16 protein-coding genes are annotated in these 20,739 nt (G+C 70.3%); 5 read left to right on the top strand and 11 right to left on the bottom strand.

The annotated features are described in order from the left end of the window. Positions 1-25: 25 nt before the first annotated feature. Positions 26-469 (bottom strand): acyl carrier protein, encoded by a 444-nt coding sequence (locus JQN84_RS14780; protein WP_239485297.1) that lies wholly within the window; start codon positions 467-469, stop codon positions 26-28. Positions 470-1,158: 689 nt separating this feature from the next. Here JQN84_RS14780 and JQN84_RS14775 point away from each other — a divergent pair. After that, positions 1,159-2,727: an MFS transporter gene (locus JQN84_RS14775; RefSeq protein WP_204958892.1), complete on the top strand. Its 1,569-nt coding sequence runs from the start codon at positions 1,159-1,161 to the stop codon at positions 2,725-2,727. A 68-nt stretch (positions 2,728-2,795) separates the two neighbouring features. Next, positions 2,796-3,308 carry a hydroxyphenylacetyl-CoA thioesterase PaaI gene (gene paaI / locus JQN84_RS14770; protein ID WP_204958891.1) on the top strand — a complete coding sequence of 171 codons (513 nt, stop codon included), beginning with the start codon at positions 2,796-2,798 and terminating at the stop codon, positions 3,306-3,308. On the opposite strand, the gene JQN84_RS14765 is transcribed toward paaI, so the two are convergent. The 10 genes from JQN84_RS14765 to JQN84_RS14720 all read right to left on the bottom strand — a co-directional run bounded on the left by JQN84_RS14765 (position 3,256) and on the right by JQN84_RS14720 (position 17,658). Beyond that, complete coding sequence (locus JQN84_RS14765; protein WP_307821221.1) at positions 3,256-4,362, bottom strand: nitronate monooxygenase; 1,107 nt, start codon at positions 4,360-4,362, stop codon at positions 3,256-3,258. The two genes, paaI and JQN84_RS14765, sit on opposite strands and share 53 nt — an antisense overlap. 2 nt (positions 4,363-4,364) lie before the next feature. Next, entirely contained in the window at positions 4,365-4,982 is a 618-nt protein-coding gene (locus JQN84_RS14760; protein WP_204958890.1) for a TIGR03086 family metal-binding protein, read from the bottom strand. 21 nt (positions 4,983-5,003) lie between these two features. Further along, entirely contained in the window at positions 5,004-6,413 is a 1,410-nt protein-coding gene (locus JQN84_RS14755) for a KamA family radical SAM protein (protein WP_204958889.1), read from the bottom strand. Continuing rightward, positions 6,410-7,855 (bottom strand): 3-carboxy-cis,cis-muconate cycloisomerase, encoded by a 1,446-nt coding sequence (pcaB, locus tag JQN84_RS14750; protein ID WP_307821219.1) that lies wholly within the window; start codon positions 7,853-7,855, stop codon positions 6,410-6,412. Before pcaB ends, JQN84_RS14755 begins: the two co-directional genes overlap by 4 nt. A 24-nt stretch (positions 7,856-7,879) precedes the next feature. After that, entirely contained in the window at positions 7,880-9,790 is a 1,911-nt protein-coding gene (locus JQN84_RS14745; RefSeq protein WP_204958990.1) for an FAD/NAD(P)-binding protein, read from the bottom strand. Between the two features lie 173 nt (positions 9,791-9,963). Continuing rightward, on the bottom strand, positions 9,964-11,691 hold the full coding sequence (locus JQN84_RS14740) for a class I adenylate-forming enzyme family protein (protein WP_204958888.1): 1,728 nt from the start codon (positions 11,689-11,691) through the stop codon (positions 9,964-9,966). Between the two features lie 34 nt (positions 11,692-11,725). Then, entirely contained in the window at positions 11,726-13,045 is a 1,320-nt protein-coding gene (locus JQN84_RS14735) for a flavin monoamine oxidase family protein (protein ID WP_204958887.1), read from the bottom strand. Further along, the gene (locus JQN84_RS14730; RefSeq protein WP_204958886.1) at positions 13,042-13,263 is read right to left on the bottom strand and encodes an acyl carrier protein; all 222 of its coding nucleotides are present in this window, start codon (positions 13,261-13,263) and stop codon (positions 13,042-13,044) included. Before JQN84_RS14730 ends, JQN84_RS14735 begins: the two co-directional genes overlap by 4 nt. A gap of 4 nt (positions 13,264-13,267) precedes the next feature. Next, positions 13,268-14,821: an amino acid adenylation domain-containing protein gene (locus JQN84_RS14725; RefSeq protein ID WP_204958885.1), complete on the bottom strand. Its 1,554-nt coding sequence runs from the start codon at positions 14,819-14,821 to the stop codon at positions 13,268-13,270. A 1,661-nt stretch (positions 14,822-16,482) separates the two neighbouring features. Next, the gene (locus tag JQN84_RS14720) at positions 16,483-17,658 is read right to left on the bottom strand and encodes a metallophosphoesterase (RefSeq protein WP_204958884.1); all 1,176 of its coding nucleotides are present in this window, start codon (positions 17,656-17,658) and stop codon (positions 16,483-16,485) included. A 169-nt stretch (positions 17,659-17,827) separates the two neighbouring features. Here JQN84_RS14720 and JQN84_RS14715 point away from each other — a divergent pair, with 169 nt between their 5' ends. Genes JQN84_RS14715 through JQN84_RS14705 form a run of 3 tightly spaced genes read left to right on the top strand, consistent with a single transcriptional unit; the run spans position 17,828 to position 20,734 of the window. Then, a complete protein-coding gene (locus JQN84_RS14715) occupies positions 17,828-18,553 on the top strand; it encodes an ABC transporter ATP-binding protein (protein WP_204958883.1) in 726 nt (241 codons plus the stop codon). Next, positions 18,550-19,320, top strand: coding sequence for an ABC transporter permease (locus tag JQN84_RS14710; RefSeq protein ID WP_204958882.1), 771 nt, complete (start codon positions 18,550-18,552; stop codon positions 19,318-19,320). Before JQN84_RS14715 ends, JQN84_RS14710 begins: the two co-directional genes overlap by 4 nt. After that, positions 19,313-20,734 (top strand): sensor histidine kinase, encoded by a 1,422-nt coding sequence (locus tag JQN84_RS14705; protein ID WP_239485296.1) that lies wholly within the window; start codon positions 19,313-19,315, stop codon positions 20,732-20,734. Before JQN84_RS14710 ends, JQN84_RS14705 begins: the two co-directional genes overlap by 8 nt. Positions 20,735-20,739: the final 5 nt, after the last annotated feature.

The raw sequence follows: 20,739 nt of genomic DNA, 5'->3' as shown, positions 1-20,739 counted from the left end.
CCCCATGGATCAGTCAATCCCGCGGTCAAGAAGAATAAAGGTCTTTGAGCATGTCATTGAGTAGGTCTTTCGGTGAAGTGTGGCCGTCACTGTACGAAGCCGGCACTTTCACCACATCTCTCTCGACCGGGGCCGTCGCACTGCCAGAAGACGACGAGGTCTGCGGAAACAGATCCGCCAGCACCTCGGTGCGCAGGTAGGTGAGCAGATGGGCCGCTGTCGGATTGTTGAACAAACTCGCCGCGTTGATCGGGCGACCGAGCCCGGCCACCAGTCGTTGCTGAATCTCGGTCGCGCCGAGCGAGCTGAGCCCCAACGCGAAGTAGCTCTCGTCGAGCGGGAAGACGTCCGCGTCGCCCATCAGGAGCCAGACCTTGAACTCCGCCACGACGAGGGTCTCGAGCGCGCTGGCGCGCTCGGACAGTGGGGTGTCAGCCAGCTGCTGGTACCAGGGCGGATTGACAGTCAAGATCGGTCCCCCTACGGACGTCGGGATTGAGGTCGCCGGCACTGGCAGCGAGCGTCTCCACGCAGGATCACCACGGAAGTGACCCGTTCCGACGCATGAATGTACTCACAATTTAGAGCCCATGTCAGTTCAGCTACTTCCCTACCAAAACACCCGTCGATGCCACACCGGGCGGGAACCGGGAACCCTTCCGCAACGCGATGAACAGGGGATTCAATGGCCGGGGCAAGGTGCCGCCCGGACGGCCGAGCAGGCATACCCGTGCGAGTGATAAACATCACATCGACGCCGGATGTGTCGGGTTGTTTCATGGCTCCGGTTGATTCGCCCGACCCACGTACGGGAAAGCGACCCCGCTCGACGGGAAACTGTCGCCATCCCGACTCACACATGACCATGGCCAGCATCTGGGACACCCGGCGGACGGACCCCGGCAGCACCCTGGGGGGAGCATTAGCCGATCGACATTCGACCGCACGGCGGCGAGCAGACAGACTGTCGGTAAACCGCACCTGTCACGCCGGCGGCGATTTTCTGCTTGACACCTGTTCCGGCCGTCGGATGCGTCCGACCCACGTATCACAAACAACGCCGGCGCACCCTGCGGGGACGCTCATCGGGAGAGCAAACCGGGCACCCCTGCACCTACACTGTGCCGTGGCTCCGCTACCGAACGAGATTGGATTTCCATGACAGCGCAGAAACAGTCGGACTCGCCGTCCGGGTCGCCCGCCACCGCGACGGCGGTCCGGCCACCGACGACACGGCAGTGGCTGACGCTGGCCGTGCTCACGATCGCGCAGCTCACCGCCTGGCTCGACAACACGATCCTGAACGTGGCGCTCAAGACGCTGGCCGATCCGGTGGCGGGGCTCGGCGCGACCACCAGCCAGCTACAGTGGTCGATCAGCTCGTACACGCTGGTCTTCGCCGGGCTGCTGTTCACCGGCGGAGTGCTCGGCGACCGGTTCGGTCACCGACGGCTGTTCCTGTTCGGCATGGCCTTGTTCGGCGTGTCATCCGCCTGGGCGGCGTACTCCGCCGACACCACCCAGCTCATCGTGGCCAGGGGCGTGATGGGCATCGGCAGTGCCCTGATCATGCCGGCGACCCTGGCGCTGGTCGCGAGGGTCTTCATCGGAGGACACCGGGCGGTGGCCATCGGCGTGTTCTCCGCCGCCAGCGGGCTCGCGGTGGCGGCCGGTCCGCTGGTCGGCGGGGCACTGCTGGAGCAGTTCTGGTGGGGATCGATCTTCCTGATCAACGTACCCTTCGCCGTCGCCGCGATCGTGGGCGCGCTCTGGCTGGTACCCACGGCCGAGAGCAGCAGGCAGCAGCGCTTCGACCCGCTCGGGGTACTGCTGTCCACCGTGGGCATCTTCATCCTGGTCTACGGGGTGATCGAGGGTGGCCACCGCAACGAGTGGACGCAGCTGCACGTGATCGGCCCGATCCTCGGTGGTCTCGTCCTGCTCACCGCGTTCGTCTTCGTCGAACTACGGGTGCCGAACCCCTGCTTCGACGTACGGCTGTTCCGCAACCGGCACTTCACCGGGGCGAGCGTGTCCGTCATGCTCACCTTCTTCGGACTGGCCGGCGCGATGTACTACTCGAACTTCTATCTCCAGGGCGCACGCGGGTACTCACCCCTGGAGAGCGGCGCGGCGATCGCCCCGGTCGCGATCGGAGTGGTGCTGGGAGCACCGCTCTCGGTCCGGCTGGTGCGACGGTTCGGCCTCCGGCCGGTCGTCGCGCTGGCCATGCTCCTCGCCGTCAGCACGTTCTTCGGCTTCGTCTTCTTCACGCTGGAGACGCCGATCATCTGGTTCTGCGTGCTGATGGTGGTCCAGGGCCTCGGCATGGGTGCGGTGATGGCCCCCACCACGGAGGCGATCATGGCCACGCTGCCCCCGGAGCGCACCGGTGCCGGCTCGGCCGCGAACAACTCGATGCGTCAGGTCGGCAGCGCCCTGGGCGTCGCCGTACTCGGTTCGGTGCTGTCGGGTGTCTACCAGGACGAGGTCGCCCCCAGCCTGGACGTCCTGCCACCGCAGGCCCAGGAGGCCGCGGGCGCCTCGGCCGAGGCCACCCGGATCGCCGCCCAGTCGTTCCACCTTCCCCAGTTGGTCGACCAGGCCAACGACGCGTTCATCACGGCGATGCACACGACAAGCATCGTGGCCGGCGCGGTGTCGTTCCTCGGCATCGTGGCGATCCTGGTCTTCCTGGGCCGGACCACCACCGGTCCGGCACGGTGAGCACGCGGGCCGGCACCACGGACACGACGCCCGGCGCGGGCCGGGCGACCTCGGTAGGAGCACCGACGTTGACGGACGACCCGACCACCCCGGACAAGCCCGGGGACAACGGCGCGGACGCCCGGGCCGCCGCGCAGGCCCGGGCCCGCGAGCTCTACGCCACCGACCTCACCTGCCAGACGCTGGGCATCGACCTTGAGCAGGTCGGCCCAGGGTACGCGCAGGTCCGGATGCGGGTCGCCCCGACAATGGTCAACGGACACGGGATGGCCCACGGAGGCTATCTGTTCCTCCTGGCCGACGCGGCGTTCGCCTTCGCCTGCAACACCCACGGCCCGGTCACCGTGGCCCAGAGCGCGCAGGTGACGTTCCTCCGACCGGCCGAGGTGGACGACGAGTTGCGGGCCGAGGCGGTGGAGCGGACCCGGTTCGGGCGTGCCGGGATCTACGACGTCACCGTTCGCCGTACCGACGGCGTGGTGATCGCCGAGTTCCGCGGACAGAGTCAGATGCTCGCCGGCAGGCCGGTCATCGGGACTCCCCCGGCTGACCGGGCACCCGGCGCAGCCGGCCCGCCGTGAGCACGGCCGCCTCGGCGGCCTCCGCAGCAAGCACCTCGACGAGCCGCCGGGCGGGAAGATCCCTGGTGAACCGGTGCCCCTGGCCGGCCCACAACGCCATCCCGTCCGGATCGCCGGCCGCGGCGGCGGCCTTCCGGATCGGCACGGTCAGATGGTGCACCTGCGGGTAGGCCGACGGGGCGGTGTTCCCGTACTCCCGGATGAAGCGGTTGGTCAGGCCACGCGCGGGTCGCCCGGAGAACGCGAGGGTCACCGACGTGCTGCTGAACCGGGGGTCCACCAGGGCGGCCTGGTGCCGGGGATGGGCGCCGCTCTCCGGGGTACGGAGGAACGCCGTGCCCAGTTGCGCGGCGCCCGCCCCGGCCGCCAGTACGGCGGCGACCGCACCACCGTCCATGATGCCGCCGGCCGCGATCAGGTCGAGGTCCACCGCGTCGCGGACCTCGGCGAGCAGGGGTAACAGGCCGACGCCGTTCCCCTGCGACGGCTCGGGCGTGAACGAGGCGCGGTGCCCGCCGGCCTCGGGTCCCTGGACGACCAACACGTCGACACCGGCCCGAGAGCAGGCCCTGGCCTCGTCGGCACTGGTCACCGTCCCCACCACAGCGGTGCCGACCTCGTGGAACCGGTCCACCACCGACGGGGACGGGCAGCCGAAGGTGAAGCTCACCAGCGGCACCCGTTCCTCGACCAGCAGCGCCAGCTTCTCCTCCCAGCCGTCGGTGTCACCGACCGGCGGGTCACCGAGCGTGACGCCGTACCGCTGTGCCTCGCCCGCGAGTGCCAGGCGGTAGCGGTCCAGCGCCACCGGATCGGTGGCCGACGTGGCGGGCACGAACACGTTGACGCCGAACAGCGCCCCGGTCCGGGCCCGCACCTGCACCAGGTCGGCCCGCAGGTCGGCCGGCGACCGGTAACCGGCGGCCAGAAAACCCAGGCCACCGGCCGCCGAAACCTCACCGACCAACGCGGGGGTCGAGGCGCCACCGGCCATCGGCGCCGCGACGATCGGGTGCCTGAGCCGCCCGAGCACGTCCCGGGTGGACGCGCCCACGGTCAGGCCGGCCAGGCCGGGGACCGACCGAGCAGCCGCAGCAGACGGTCCTGGTCCGAGCCCTCTGCCGGCAGCGGCGGCGCGAACGGTGAACCCGGCAGGCTGCGGGACGGACCGACGGGTACCGCCCGACGGGTGACCTCCAACGCCGCCTCGACGATGTCGTCGTCGAACTTCGGCGGCGCACCGAGCGCGGCGCCCACATCCCACCCGTGCACCACGTAGTCGAGGAAGTGGAAGCTGATCGCCATTCGGGCCGGGAAGCCGCCGACCCGCCGGATCTCCGGCAGCCAGAACTCCCGACCCATGACGTCCGGTCCGTCGAACGCGCTGATCACCCGTTCCGCCGACCGGAGGTAGTCACCGCCCGGGTCGGCCGTCGGCTGCTCCCGCCAGACCGAGTCGTCCTCGGTCTCGCCGTCGGCCGCCGCCGCGAAGCCGTTGTTCTGGGCGGTCATGTGGGCCAGCAACTGCCGCAGGTTCCACTGCGCGCACGGGGTGGGCAGATCCCACTGCTCCTCCCGCGCACTGGAGACGATCTCCACGCTCTGCCGCACCGCCCGGCGGTTCAGCTCCTGGATGTCCACCACAAACCCTCTTTCTGCTTCCCGCTGCTCCATCTGCCGTCCTACCCGTCCCGGTCAGTCCTCGAACTGGCCGTGCTCCCGCCACCAGCGCCGACCGGAGTCCGACAGGGAGGAGATCGGGTCGTAGTAGGCATAGCGACGGTCCAACCCGTGCTCCAGGTCGCCGGATTCCGCCGTCTCGATCCCGGTCCGGTAGTTCTTCGTCCAGTACGAGACACCGCGCTCGCGGTCGTACTCACTCACCTGGTGTACCCAACGCTTACCGACGTACGGGACGTCGCAGACGATCCGGGGCGTCGCGTACCCGGGCAGGTAGCCCATGATGTCGTGTTGCAGTTCCTGCGCCTCCCACACCGCGATCCGCCAGTGCTCCGCGTTCGGGATCATGTCACACATGTAGAAGTAGTACGGCAGGATGTTCGCCTCACCCTGCAACGCGAAGCACAGGTCGAGCAGGTCGGTCGCGGTGGCGTTGACGCCCCGCATGAGCACGCCCTGGTTGCGTACGTCCCGGACACCGGCGTCCAACGCGGCCCGGGTCGCCTCGGCGACCAGCGGGGTCACCGACTGCACGTGGTTCGCGTGCGTGTGGATGGCCAGGTTGACCGCGCGGCGTGCCGCGGTACCGGCCACCCGGGCCAGCCCCTCCCGGACGCTGGGCTGGAGCCAGTGCTGCGGCAGACCGACAAGCGCCTTGGTGGCCAACCGGATGTCGCGGATCGACTCGATCTCCAGCAGCCGCATGAGGAACGCCTCAAGCTGCGACCACGGTACGTTGGCCACGTCGCCGCCGGACACCACGACGTCACGGACGCCAGGCGTACGACGCAGGAAGTCGATCATCTGGCTCTGCCGGTCCGCCGGTTTGAGGGTGAGCCGGAGCTTCTCGATCTGCGGGGTCGAGTTGCCGACCAGGTCCATCCGGGTGCAGTGGCCGCAGTACTGGGGGCAGGTGGAGACCAGTTCGGCGAGCACCTTCGTCGGGTACCGGTGGGTCAGGCCCTCCACCACCCACATCTCCGCCTCGTGCAGCGAGTCACGCTCGGCGTACGGGTGGCTCGGGCCGTCGGGGTCCCGGTCGCTGTGCAGCGGAACCATGTACCGGCGGACCGGGTCGGCCACGAACGCCTCGCTGTAGGCACGGCGGTCGGTCCGGTCGTGCGGCGCCATCGTGTTCAGCATCTGCGGTGGCAGCAGCATCGACATGGTGGCGAAGTGCTTCTGGTCGGCGGCGAGATCGTCATAGACGTGGTCGTCGAGCAGATCGCCGACCACCGCGCTCAGTTGTCCGACGTTCTTCACACAGTGCGCGCGTTGCCACTGGGCGTCGCGCCACTGCTCGGCGGTGACGTCCCGCCAGCCAGGGAAGCGACGCCAGTCGGGTTCGACGAGTGGAGTCCGTACATACTGGTAGGGCTGCTGATTCCGCACCTCGTGCGGTACTTCGTGCACTGTGGCAGTCATCGGTCCTCTTGGCCGTACGAAGCATAGTGACGTCGCAACACACGGGCGACGACGTCCTCGGCGGCGCCGAGATAGTTGCTGGGGTCAAGCAGGTCGTGTATTGCCCGGTCCTCGCTGAAGCTCCCGGCCAGCTCGGGCGCCGCCGCCAACAGGTCGTCGAACGACCCGCCCCCGGACGCCGCCTCCAGCGAGATCCTGGCCAGCAACTGCTTCGCGACGACCTTGCCGAGCTGCGGCGCGAGGGCCACGTTGAGTCTTTCCGAGACGATGGTCCCGCCAGTGATCGCGAGGTTGCGCGACAGGTGCTCCGGGAACACGGTCAGTCCCTCGGTGAGCTCGACCGCGTTGCCGGCCGCACCGGCGGCGAGTCGCAGCGCCTCCCGCAACGGCTGCCACTCGGACTGCCAGCCGCCGGCCGACCGCTCGTCCTCGGCGAGCAGGCTCTGCCCGAGCATGAGTGCGTACCCGGGCACCTGCCGGGCCGCCGCGACGATGACGGTGGCCAGTACGGGATTGCGCTTCTGCGGCATCGCGGACGACACCCCCCGGCCCTGCGCGGCCGGCTCCACCACCTCGGCGACCTCGGTCCGTGACATACCCAGTACGTCCACCGCCAGCTTGCCGAGCGCGCCGGTGACCACCACCAGCGCCCATCCGATGTCGGCGAGCGGGGTGCGCTGGGCGTGCCACGGCGCCTCGGGCTCACGCAGGCCCAACTCGGCGGAGAACCCGGCCAGCAGGTCGACGCCGTGTCCCGGGCCGCCGGGGGTGCCGGTGATCCCGGCCGAGCGGGCGTACTCCTCGTACGCGGCGAGTGTTCCGGCCGCCCCGCCGAGCTGTGCGGGCAGGCTGGCGCGGACCTGCCGGACCCGGTCGACCGCGTCGAGTACCAGGGCGAGCCAGCCGGCCGCTTTGAGTCCGAAGGTGATGGGCGTCGCGTGCTGGGTGAGGGTGCGACCGGCCATCGGGGTGGCCCGGTGTTCCCGGGCCAGGGTCGCCAGCGCGTCCGCCACCCGGGCCAGGTCCCCCTCGATCCGGGTCAGGACCCGGGCGGTGAGCAGCATGCTCGCCGAGTCCAGGATGTCCTGGCTGGTACTGCCCCGGTGCACGTACTCCGCGGCGTCCGGGTCGGCCTCGGCGACGGCACGGGTGAGTTCCTGCACGAAGGGGACCACCGGGTTGGCGGCACCCCGGGCCCGGCGGGCGATGTCGGCGACGTCGAGGCGGGCCGAGGCGGCCACCCGCGCGATCACCTCGGCGGCCGGCGGCGGGATCACCCCGAGCCGGGCCTGCACCCGCGCCAGCGCGACCTCGACCTGCAGCATCGCCGCCACCCACGCCTCGTCGGACAGCAGCCCCCCAAGGCCCGCACCGGCCCACATCGGGCTGAGCAGGCCGGTGTCGGCACCCGGATCTACGCTGCGGTCGTTGCTGGTGGTCACGACGGCTCCTCTCTGGCGGACCGGTCAGGATGCGACGGGTGTCGACATCGTCGACGGCGCCTGAGGAACGGCCGGGATGGCCAGGCAGGCCCGTGCGATGGCGTCCGCGTCACCCAGGATGACCGAGTCCACGCCCGGTCGGATGCCCGCCGCGGTCGCCCAGTGCACGGTTTCAGTAGGTATGCTCAAGGCGTACCTGTTCGGGTGAATTCGGCCGGATCTGTCGATCAGCCGGCACGGTCGACGGGTCACCGCCATCGCCCCGGTCTGGTATTCCCCCCGCTCCGGGTCCGGTATCCGGTACGGGCGGCACTGTCCCCGGGCCACCAGGCTGCGCAGCAACCGGTCCTCGGTGGACCGGATGTCCACCTCCGGCAGTCGCGCCTCGATGAGCGCGGACACCTCCACCGTCGAGTCCGCGATCTGGCTGGAGCTCACCACGAGCCCCGTCCCGTGCCGGGTCGGGGTGACCGTCAACCCCGGCCCGATGACGTTGACCACGCCGGCCTCGATGAGCGCGATCAGCTCCTCGATCCGGCTCGGCGGCGGTCCGATCGACACGAACGCGTTCAGCGGCGTGTACCACGACTGCAACTCGCTGCGGTACGAGCTGCCGGTGATGCCGGCGTGGTCCACCACGAGCCGGATCTCGTTGCGCAGGTCCCGCATCACGTCCAGGGCGGCCTTCAGCGGGCCCCGCACGTTACCGAGCCGTGCCTCCACGACATCCTGGCGCAGATACCCGAGCAGCCAGTCCTGGAACTCCTGGTTACTACGGAACTCCTGATCACCGTACGGTCGGGCGACGCGGTCCCAGTTCCACCAGTCCGACTCGGGCATCCCGGAGTGCCGGAGCAGCTTCTCGTCGACCGACGGTGTCGTGGTCTGCCACTGGCAGAACTCCCACAGGAAGGAGTCCGCCGCCTCCTGCCCGTCCCGGGCAGCGATCAGCGCGTGGTAGTAGACGGCCCGGACCTCCCGGTCGACCAACGGCCACACGTCGGCGACGAACTCCACCGGGTCGCCGCCCTCGTGCCGGTCCCGCAGCTCGCCTATCACCTCGACGGTGAGGAACAGCGGCATGTGCCGGCCGAAGGCGCCCTTCTGGTTCTCGCCCCGGGAGTGGTACGGGACACCACGGCGTGAGCCGACGAACATCAGCGGCTCGTTGCCGGAGGGCAGGTAGGTCAACCCGTCGTCGCCGGGCACGAACCGTCCGCCGCGCCCGACGGTGAGCAACGCCATGTAGTCGAAGAAGTTCAGCCCCATGCCGCGCAACGCGACCCGCTGCCCCGGCGTGATCACGTCCAGGTCCACCTCGGCCGGATTCGCGGTGCGCAGATAGGTCACCCGCTGGGCCTCGGTGTAGGCGACCAGTTCCTCCTCGGAACCGCTCAGCGCCATGTCGACGTGCCCGAGGGTGAGCACCACCGAATCGATCCCGGTGAGCCGTTGCCCGTCGGCGAGGGTCACCGACTGGGTACCGTCGGGCGCGTCGTCCAGGGCGACTGCGGTGTCGGCGTGCAGGTGCACCGAGACGTGGGCCGGGGCGGTGCGCACCACGTGGTCGAGCACCCACTGTAGATAGTGCCCGTAGAACGCGCGGGTCGGGTACGAGTCCGGACCCAACCGCCTGGCCTCGTCCCGTACCGCCTCCGGGTACCTGTCCACCGACTCCATCAGGGTGACCAGTCCGGCCCACTCGTGCAGGCTGGGTCCGGGCCGGATCGGGCCGTCGCACTGCACACTCCCGTCGGTGAACATGGTCACCTGGGAGGCGACCGTGTTCATCAGCAGCACCGGCGACTGGGTGGACCGCCACACCCGTCCGCCCGCACCGAGGTACGGGTCGACGACGTGCAACACCACGCGTTGTCCGGTCACGGAGGCGTTGGCAGCGACCCGCTCGGCCACCGACAACCCGCGCGGTCCCATTCCGATGACACACAACGTGGTGATGTCGCTCTCCGTCACAGCTCTTCGTCTCCCCGAGTCTGAATTGAAGGTCTGAAGCGGTGCGAGCAAAGGGCGGTCAAACCTGGGCCACCCGGACGCGACCGACCGGCTCTGTGCCCTTGATCGGGCACAGAGCGGCGGCTTCGTCGATGTCAGTCCGAGTACTCGCTCCGACGCGCGGGATCCGTGAGCAGGGTGGACAGCCGGGTCCTGAGCTCACGCTTGAGTGACTTCCCGGTGACGCCGGTCGGGTAGTCCGCGTCGGTGCGGGCCACCAGCAGCGCCGCCAGGGGCGTCAGGTTCGCCTCGGTCAGGGCCTTGTTGGCGTGCTCCAGCAACTCGCTCAGCGGCGGGTCGCCGGCATCCTGCTGCAACCGGACCGTGGCGACCGGAACCTGACCGGCCCCGTCGGCCGACGGGACACCGACCACCGCGCAGTCCCAGAACAGCTCCGCGCAGTCGGCCAGCAGGACCTCCTCGATCGGCAGGCTGTACACCGGCCCGGACGCGGTGTCCATGACGTCGACCGTACGGTCGAGGTGGTAGAAGTTGCCCTCGCTGTCGCGGTACGCCACGTCACCGGTCAACCAGTAACCGTTGAGCTCGAACGAGCGGGTCAGCACCGGGTCGTTCCAGTAGCCCGGGGTACGCGACGGGGTCTGCACGGCGAGCAGACCCACCGTGCCGTCGGGCAGCTCGCGACCCTCCTCGTCGAGGACGGCGGCCCGGTGGACCACCTCGAGCGGCTTGCCGACGCAGCGGTCGTTGCGGGCCGACTCGGGCGTCGTCACCTGCCCGAACAGCGCCATCCCCATCTCGGAGGAGCCCAGCCCGTCGATGAACTGCGACCCCGGCAGCGCGGGCTGCTCGGCCTTCTCGTCGGGCAGCAGCCACGGCTTGATCAGCCCCGCCGGCCGCTCGCCCAGCGTCACCAGTCGACGGATGTGGCCGTAGTGCGCGCCGTCGCCGGTGTTGAACCAGCTGTGCACCTTCGCCGCGCCCCGGACCGGCAGGTCACCCGTGGCCAGCTCCACATAGGTGCGCGGGAACGATGCGATCATGGTCGGCTGGAACGCCTCCATCACCGGCTCGACGACCTCGCGCCGCCAGTTCCCCATCACCACCGTCGGTACACCGAGCAACGTCGTGGTCAGGAAGTAGCTGAGGCCGCCGGCGTGCGTGTGCGGCATCAGGGACATGAGCTTGTCGTACGACTCCGCCGGGAACCGCACCATGCGGGGCTGCTTGCCGTTCCAGAACTGCTTGTGGGCCAGCATGGTGGACTTCGGGGTGCCGGTGGTGCCGGAGGAGTGGATGAGCGCCACCACCTCGTCGTCCTTGTGCTGGTACGGGAACCACTCGGGCAGCTCACCGGGCTGCGGGTCGTACGCCCGGATCTCTGCCGTCGGCACGACGAAGCGCGGCTTGCGCTGGTTCGCCCGGTACGCCGCGACCAGCCGGGTCGGGTCGTCGGAAACCACGCCGACCACGCCCACGTGGTCCAGGTACCGCACGGCGCCGTTCGTCGGCATCGCGTCGTTCACCATCGCGGGGATCGCCCCGAGCGAGGTGAGCGCGAAGTAGTGGAGCAACGGCTCAAGCCCCTCGGCGACCAGGACACCCACCGGGTCACCCGGACGGACGCCGTTCGCCCAGTACCACTTGGCGTACCGGTCCCGCAGCGCGGCGAGATCCACCAGGCTGTGACCGCGCAGGACGACGGCGCCCCGGTGGTCGGTCGAGTGGCTGTACGCGTACGGCACGTTGCGGTTCGGGTTCAGCTCAAGGGCACGCTGGAGGAAGTTGCCGGCGCCGAGTGTCGGGTCGGTCATCATCTCGCGCCGAACCGACAGTGGGGCGATGGGGCTGATCGCGCTCATCGAGATCTCCTAGGCTCTCAGTGCTCTGCGTGGCTCAGTGCTGCTCTGCGGTGATTTCCGCGGCCACTCGATGGCCGGAGCGGATCGCACCCTCCATCAGGCCGAAGAACTCGGTGCTCGTCTCGGTGCCCGCCCAGTGCACCCGCTGGTGCGGCTCGGTGAGGTGGGGGCCGTGCCGCATCCAGTCCCCCGGGCCGAACAGCGCGGCGTAGCAGCCACGGCTGTACTCCGCCGTGACCCAGTCGGTCACGAAGAACGACACCGGGTCCGGTAGCTGCGGGAAGAGCTGGCGGGCCTGGGCGAAGGCCGCGGCGCGCTGCTCGGCATAGGTGAGCGCGCCGAACCGGCGGGCCTCGCTGCCGGTGACGAACCCGGTCAGCACCCCGACCCCGCCCTCCGGGGAGTCGTCGACCGTGGACAGCAACGGGCCGTCGGCGCTGACCGACCAGCCCGACAGCCCGTGCTCGCGCCACAGCGGGCGGGGATAGACCAGGTGCAGCTTGACCGCACATCCGGGAGCGGTCTGCGCGGAGGCACGCGGAGCCGGCAGCGCCGGGTGGTACTCCAGGCCGTCGGCCAGCAACGGCGGCAGCGCGACGATCACCCGGTCCGCGCGCAGCTCGCCGCTGGCCGCGTACACCGTGACACCGTCGGCGTCCTGGTGGATCGCCCGTACCGGATCGGAGAGCCGGACCCGGTCGCCGAGCGCGGCGGCGAGCACCTCGCAGACCTGGTGCGCGCCACCGGCGACCCGCTCCTCCTGCGCCCCGCCCTCGAACGCGTTGAGATAGCTGACTCCGCCACCGGAACGCAGGTAGAACGCCATGTGCAGGACGGAGATGTCCGCCGGGTCGGCGGCCATCATCTCGCCGAGGAAGAGCGGGAAGAACAGTTGCGCGTCCGGATGCGGCAGGTTGTGCCGCGCCCACTGCGCCGCCGTCATGGCATCCAACTCGGCCGCGTTCGGCGTCAGCCAGGGCGCGTCCACCCGTACGCTCGCGACCAGTTCGTCGAGCAGGTCGAACATCCCGCCCAACGCGACCGCGTTGAGCGGCGGGAACCGCCCCGGGCTGGTGTCCCGCCCGTCGTTGAGCGCGAACGTGCTGGCCCCCGCCATGGTCGTCGGCGTGGTCTTCAGGCCGGTGCGGGCCAGCAGGGCCAGCAGGCTGGTGTGCCGCTCACCCAGGTACGCCGCGCCCGCGTCGACCCAGTTGCCCGGCGCGACCTCGATGCCGTGGGTACGCCCCCCGACCCGGTCGCGTGCCTCCAGAACGGTCACCTCGACACCGGCCGAGACGAGTTCCGTCGCGGCGGTCAGGCCGGCGAGACCGCCACCGACAACGATGACGCTCACTGGACCACGCTCGCGATCTTCTCGGACAGATGGTCGGGCGACGGACCGTTGAGGAAGTCCTCGAAGGACAGCTCGACGCCGTACTCGCGGGCGATTGCGCTCAGCACCCGCGTCGCGAGCAGGGAGTCTCCGCCCAGCTCGAAGAAGTCCGAGCTCATCGCGATGTCGTCGGTCTGCAGAACCCTGCGGAAGATGTCGGTCACTCCGGCGGCGCTCATTGGCTCAGCTCCTTGAAAGGTGGTCGGACGCGTACCGCCGATGCGACCCGGCGCGGTCGACCTTGCCACTTGACGTGTAGACGAGGTCCGGAACGACGATGATCCGGTTGGGCACCAGATGTCGGGGAACCCTGGTACGCAGGTAGGCCAGGACCTCCGCGCCGAGCACCTCGGTGTCGGCCCGGGGACGGGGCACCACGTACGCGGTCATGGTGGTGTGGTCGGCGACGGTGACACCCACGACCGCGGTGGCGGCCACGTCCGGTTGGCCCGAGATCTGGGCCTCGACCTCACCCGGGTCGACGCGGAACCCGCGCACCTTGATCTGGCTGTCGAGCCGACCCTCGTGGATCAGCGTGCCGTCCACGGCCCGGCTCACCCGGTCACCGGTGTGGAAGTAACGCTGCGGCCCGTCGCCGAGATCGAGCAGTTCGAACCGGGCGGCGGTCTCGGCCGCCAGGCCGAGATAGCCCAACGCCACCGACGCCCCGCCGATCAGCAGCTCACCCTCGTCGCTGATGTGCTCCCGCACGTGCGGGAGCGCCCGTCCGATCGGCACCCGCCGGGTCGGGTCCCATCCGGACCCGACGCCCGGCGTACGCGGGCCGTGCAGGTCGACGGCGTGGGTGACCAGGGTGGTCTCGGTGCAGCCGTAGGTGTTGACGAGGCGGATCGCCGCGGTGTCGCGGGCGCACCAGTCGGCCAGTCGGGCCGGGCTGGCCGCCTCACCACCGATGATCATCAGTCGTACGCACGCGGGCAGCGTGGCCTCGTCCTCCACCAGGTAGTGCACGAGTTCGTGCCAGAACGCGGTCGGCAGGTCCAGGACGGTCACCCCCTCCGCCGCGACCATCCGCAGGAAGCGGGGGAACGATCCGGAGTAGGCCTCGCTGTTGAAGACCAGGGTCGCTCCGCTGGTGAGGGTCGGCAGGATCTCCTCGAAGCAGGTGTCCCAGTTCAGCGAGGCGAACTGGAGAACCCGGTCGCCGGGGCCGATGTCGAACAGCTCCGCGAGCGAGCGGGTGGCGGCGGTGATCGCCCGGCGCGGGGTGAGCACCGCCTTCGGCGTCCCGGTGGATCCCGAGGTGAACAGCACGTACGCCGGGTCGTCGGGGTCCGGTGCGCCGAAGGTCGCCGGATCGCCGACCGTCTCGTGCATGCTGTCCGCGAACGGGTCGGTGGGACCGCCAACGAGGCTTCCCGACGTGGACGGCTCGGGTGCCGCCGGCAGTATCCGGGCGGATCCGCTCGCCGTCACCAGTTCCTGCTGTCGGGAGACCGGGAAGGTCGGGTCGATCGGGCAGTAGGTCCCACCCGCATCGAGCACGCCGAGCAGCCGGACGATCGTGTCGGCTGATCGTGCGGTCCGCACGCCGACCACACCCGGTTGCGGGCCGATCTCGGCGGCCGTCTCCCGGACCATCCGTTCAAGCTGCGCGTAGCTGAGCACCCGACCGTTCTCGCTGATCGCCGGTGACTCCGGGTGACGGCGCGCGGTCCGGTGAAAATGATCAAGTAAATCGTCCGAGGCCGCAGCCTCTCCATCGTGCTGTGACATGGAACCCCCCGTGCTCGCCACACGGTCCACCCTGGGCCGAGTGCCTTCGCAATTCGAACAGGCCCGAATAGTCCAAGTGGCTGGACCAATGTTGGACGGCGGCTTGCTCCGCGCCCATCATGCATGGGATGAGCCAATCATGCAAATCACTCGCTTTGCTGGTTCCCTTAGCCCTGGTAGAGGATTCACCGGCTCCCAAGGACACAGAAGCGGGCACAGCAAACCGCAGATAGACCGATGTTCTGCGGCGATGTCCAGGAAGCCGCGGCCACGCCGCCGACACGCCCGGCGGTGCCCGCGAGTCGGACTGACCGTTTTCTGACAGCAGATTTCACAATGAGGTTAGATCTAACGCGCCAGTAGGTGCAAATTGCCACGAATGGGCTCTGCGCGAAACGGTGCGCAGGATGAGGCGCCGAGCCACCCTCGACCGATCCTCGAATTTCTCTGGCCGCCGGCCACTGTTCTTCCGAATATCCGCTGGTGGCAACCGATACGGGTGCGCCATTGGCACCCCCACGACGGGACCGGTGCCGGTCGACAGCGCTCACCCGCTCGGGCCGGACCCACCGCCGAATCCCGCCCGGGCGGCCAGCCCCTCGACCGGACGCCGGCCGGCCGACGCCCGACCAGCAGCGGCCTTACCGCCTCTGATCAGCACCGCAGCGAGCAAACTCGGCCCCGATGGACCGCCCGGCGGCCAGCCGGGGCATCCCCTGCCGCCACACCCGCCCGGACCACACCCACGCCCGAGCGCCACCCCGGCCGGAGCAGCCGGGCCTATCCTCCGACGAACCGGGGACCATGGGGCGATGCGTGTCGAAAACGGATAAATGCGAGTGGGAAAAACGTCGCTCCCACACCGCCCCGCACCCATTTGGCAAGATTCACGTACGTATCCACCGACCCGCGCCCACCAATGCCCCGACGCCGCCCGGCCATTCGCCCACATATGCCATTTGAGCTGCTACGATACACATACTTTCCCATATTCAGGACACCCGCAGGGTCGCCGCCGCAGCTACCCGCCGGACCATTAGGATTTCCGGCCGCCGCCCGGGCGACCCGGGCCCGGCATTCAGCAGCACCCGCTGATGCCGTCAGCACTTGCCGAGATCGCGCCGCCGCACCGACCCCCGAACGTGCTGCGCCCGGCCATGGTCACCGGTGGTGACCGGCTGCCCGTTCACCACCCCGGCGGTGGTGTGCGCAGTGATCGGCGGGGCGCGGACACCCAAACGTTGATCTTTATCGACGCGCCGCCCGCGGCGTTACCACTGCACAGATGACACGACCTCAGAGTCCGCCAAGTGCCGCGAAACAAAGTGTTTACACAATGCACGATCCGACCGACGAGTTGTCGGAGACCTGTCAACCGGAATTTCTCAACTCGCAGTGAATGGTGAGAACACCCCGGTCGGCCGTACGACGGTGGTCATCCCTTGCGGGACCATCGACCACGGCGCTGTTTCTGCGGTGCGCGACCGGGCCGAAACCGCTCGCCCGGACCGGGGCCACCCGGGTCGACCGGTCCGCGCCGCCCGGTGATGACCGCGCCGCCGGTACCGTCGATCGTCACCAGGTCGCCCTCGGACAGGGTGCGCTCGCCGACCCGGATCAGACCTGCGGCCTCGTCCGTCCGGCCAGGTGTGGCTGGAGCACTACCCGGCCCGGAGGGTGAGCAGGGTGATCTCGCTCGGCGCGAAGATCCGGAACGGCGGGCCCCAGAAGCCGGTCCCCCGGCTCGTGTAGAGCTGGGTCCTGCCGTGCCGGCTCAGGCCCTGGACGACCGGCTGGTCGAGCCGGACCAGGTAGTGGAACGGCCACATCTGGCCGCCGTGGGTGTGCCCGGACAGTTGCAGATCCACGCCGGCCGCGACCGCGTCGCCGATCTGCTTCGGCTGGTGCGCCAGCAGCAGCACCGGCAACCGCGGGTCGGTGCCGGCGAGCGCCGCGGCGTGGTCGGCGCGGTGCCCGGCGACGCCGGAGGAGGCGGCGGTCAGGTCATCCACCCCGGCGACGACGAGCCGGGCGTCGTCCCGCTCCACCACGAGGTGCCGGTTGTGCAGGGGCTCCCAGCCGAGTGCCCGCATGTGCTCGACCCAGCCCTGCGCCTGGCCGTAGTACTCGTGGTTGCCCGTCACGTACACCCGGGCCAGCCGGGCCTGCACGGTGCCCAGCGGCGCCGCCTGCGCCCGGCGCTGGTCGACGGTGCCGTCGGCGATGTCGCCGGTGTGGCAGACGATGTCGGGGGCCAGGCCGTTGACCACCTCGATCGTCCGGGCGGACCAGCGGGCCCGGTCGATCGGGCCGTAGTGGGTGTCGGTCAGCAGCACCACCCGGACCCCGTCGAGACCGGCTCCCAGCCGGTCGATGGTGACCTCCACCCGCCGGACCCGGGGCACCCGCATCGCCTCGACGTAACCCCAGACGGCCAGGACGACCGCGACGACCGCCGCACCGGCCGCCACGAACCGGGACCGCGCCGGATCGGCGACCCCCATCGCGGCCAGCGGGAGCCGGGCGACGTTGCCGATCAGCGCCCAGACGAACAGGATCCACACCAGGCCGAGCAGGGTGTCCCCGGCGCGGGCCGCCGCGTCCAGCCGCCGGCGGCCGTGCCCGAGATACATCAGTACGGGGAACGCGACGAGCGCGACCACGAACAGGGTCGTGCCGGCGGCCTGCACGGGCGTCGGCCAGCGCGCCGCCACCGTCAACGTCCACCACGGCAGCCCGAACAGCAACGCCAGGACCGCGACCAGCGTCGCCCCGGACAGCAGCGGTCGCAGCGATCCTCGCCTCGGCCGCACCTGTACGGCATCGCCAGCAGCCATCGTCGTCCTCCCGTCGGGGCCCGTGCAGCATGACACGGTCCGGGCTGGATCGACCACGCCGGAAAACACCCGGACGCCCGGCGAAACCGGGAGCTGGGGGAAAACCGCCAGGCGGAGCCGGGTGCCTGCCGGCTTCTGACCGCGGACGCTGTTGCCTAACGTCGATCTGGTGATCGAACTACGGGAGTTGACCAAGAGGTACGGGGACCGGGTCGCCGTGAACGGGCTGACCGTCCGGGTACAGCCGGGGGTGGTGACCGGCTTCCTCGGCCCGAACGGGTCCGGCAAGTCGACGACGATGCGGATGATCCTCGGGCTGGACGCCCCGGACCATGGGGAGGCACTGATCGGCGGTGTGCCGTACGCGAAGCTGACGTGGCCGTTGAGGTCGGTCGGCGCACTCCTCGACGCCGGGGCGTTCCACCCCGGTCGCAGCGGCTACGCGCACCTGGCCGCGCTCGCCGCCAGCAACGACATCCCCCGATCGCGCGTCGATCAGGTGTTGCGCCTCGTGGGTCTGTCCGATGCGGCGAAGCGGCGCACCGGCACCTACTCGCTCGGCATGCGCCAGCGGTTAGGCGTCGCGGTGGCGTTGCTCGGCGACCCGGGGGTCCTGCTGCTCGACGAGCCGGTCAACGGGCTGGACCCGGAGGGCATCCGCTGGATCCGGAGCCTGCTGCGCGCACTCGCCGCCGAGGGTCGGACGGTGTTCGTGTCCAGCCACCTGATCGCCGAGATGGCGTTGACCGCGGACCAGCTGGTGGTCATCGGCCGGGGCGAACTGCTGGCGGAGACCACCGTCGCCGAACTCGCCGGCCGCCACGACACGCTGGAGGACGCGTTCTTCCGGCTCACCTCGCAGACCACCGACTACCGCGGCACGGAGGTGTCATGAACGGCTACGGATTCCGGCAGGTGGCCCGGATGGAATGGATCAAGCTGAGCAGCGTCCGGTCGACGTGGTGGCTGACGGTCGCGACGGTGCTGTCGATGGCGGCGACCGGGGTGGGGGTGGGCCTCGGCTACCGGTCCCACACGCCGGTCGCCACCACCGCCCAGATCCTGAACAACAGTCTCAGCGGCGCCCTCCTGGCCCAACTGTTCCTGGGCGTGCTCGGCGTCCTGCTGGTGACCGGCGAGTACGGCACCGGGCAGATCCGGTCGACGTTCGCCGCCGTACCGCGGCGTCGGACGGTCCTTTCGGCGAAGGCCGCCGTGTGCGGTGGCGCGGCTCTCACCGTCGGCATGGCCGGGACGTTCGCCGGCTATCTGGGCGGGCAGCTCGCGATCCGTGGTACCGCCATCCCGACCGCTTCCCTCGGGGACCCGGCGGTCCTGCGGGCGGTCCTGCTGACCGGCGGTTATCTGGCCGCCACGGCGCTGATCGGGGTGGGTATCGGGGCGTTGGTGCGGCATTCGGGGGCGGCGATCGGCATGCTGTTCGGTCTGATGTTCGTCCCCACGATCGTGGTCGGGCTGTTCGGCGAGCACGGCGTCGCCGTCGGACGCTTCATGCCGCTGCTGATGCTGCTCAACTCGGTGGCGGTGCTCTCGCCCGGGTCCGGGCTGTTCACCGGGTGGGTCAGCGTGCTGCTGATGTGCGGGTACGCGGCGGTGGCGATCCTGTGCGGTGGCATCCTGCTCCGCTCCCGGGATGCGTGACCCACGGGCCGACGACAACGGGGCCGACCACGACCGGGCCGGTCGCAACGGAACAGGCAGCAGCGCGGTCATCGGCCAGAATGGGCCGATGACCGCGCTGCGCGCACCGTTCACCGGACCCGTCCTGCGTCAGGCCGTGTTCTGCGTGGTCGGTGTGCTCAGCGCGGTCACGGTCCTGGCCGCACCGATGCTCGTGCCCGCCGTGGGTGCCCTCGTCCTGTGGGCCACCGGGGCCATGTCCCGTGAGCCCGCCCCCACCGTCGCGCCGCTGTTCCTGGTGCTGTTCCCGCTCACCGTCGCGCTGCTGGTCGTGTTGGCCGCCCCGGCCGGGCGCGCGACGGGAGCGGTGCACCGCCGGCTCGCGTCCCGGCTGCTCGGCGTACACCTGGAAGCTCCGCCGCCACGGTCGTCGCGGCGGCCCGGTGCGCTGGTCACCGACGGGCCGGGCTGGCGGGCCTGCGGGTACGCCCTGCTCAAGGTGCCGCTGGCCGTCCCGCAGGGCTACGGCGTGTTCTGTTACGTGTTCGGGCCGGTCAACCTCAGCTACCCGCTGTGGTGGCCGCTGTTCCGCAACCACCCGCCCGGCACCCGCCTCGGGCCGGTGTTGGCGCTGACCCCGTTCGGCCCCATCGGCGCGCGCACGCTCGCCGGCACGTTCCTCATCGCGGCGGCCGGTCTGGCCATGCTCCTGGTGGCACCGACGCTGATGCGGATCGGCACGACGGCCGACCTGGCGGCGATGCGGTGGCTGCTCGGTCCGCGCCGGCTCGCCGAACGGGTGCGGCAGCTCCAGGTCAGCCGGGCCCAGGCCATCGACGACGCGGCCACGATGATGCGCCGGCTGGAACGGGACCTGCACGACGGCGCGCAGATCCGGCTGGCGACGCTGGCCATGAACCTCGGCATGGCCACCGAGAAGCTCGGTGTCGACGGCCCGCCACCCGACCTCGTGCAGGCCCGCGAGCTGGTCGCCCTCGCCCACCAGGGCGCGAAGGACGCCCTCGCCGACCTGCGCGACCTGGTGCGCGGCATCCACCCACCGGCGCTCGACAACGGTCTCGGCGACGCGCTGGCGACGCTGGCCTCCAGCAGCGCGCTCCCGGTCACGGTGACGGTCGAGCTGCCCGACCGGCCGGCGCCCGCGATCGAGACGATCGCCTACTTCTGCGCGGCCGAACTGCTCGCCAACGCCGCGAAGCACAGCAACGCGACCCGGGTCCGGCTCGGTGTCGTCGGCACCGGCCGCAGTCTGACGCTCGGTGTCACCGACGACGGCACCGGCGGGGCGGACCCGGCCGGCCCCGGCCTGACCGGGCTGGCCCGCCGCATCACCGTCGTGGACGGCCGGATGATGGTGCACAGCCCGGTCGGCGGGCCCACCCGGGTCGAGATCGAGCTACCCACACAGGTGTGAATGGG

Origin of the sequence: Micromonospora humidisoli (assembly GCF_016900955.1) — a bacterium.
Lineage (GTDB): Bacteria > Actinomycetota > Actinomycetes > Mycobacteriales > Micromonosporaceae > Micromonospora > Micromonospora wenchangensis.
The sequence above is the reverse complement of the archived record's forward strand: the minus strand, read 5'-3'. Positions and strand labels throughout refer to the sequence as shown.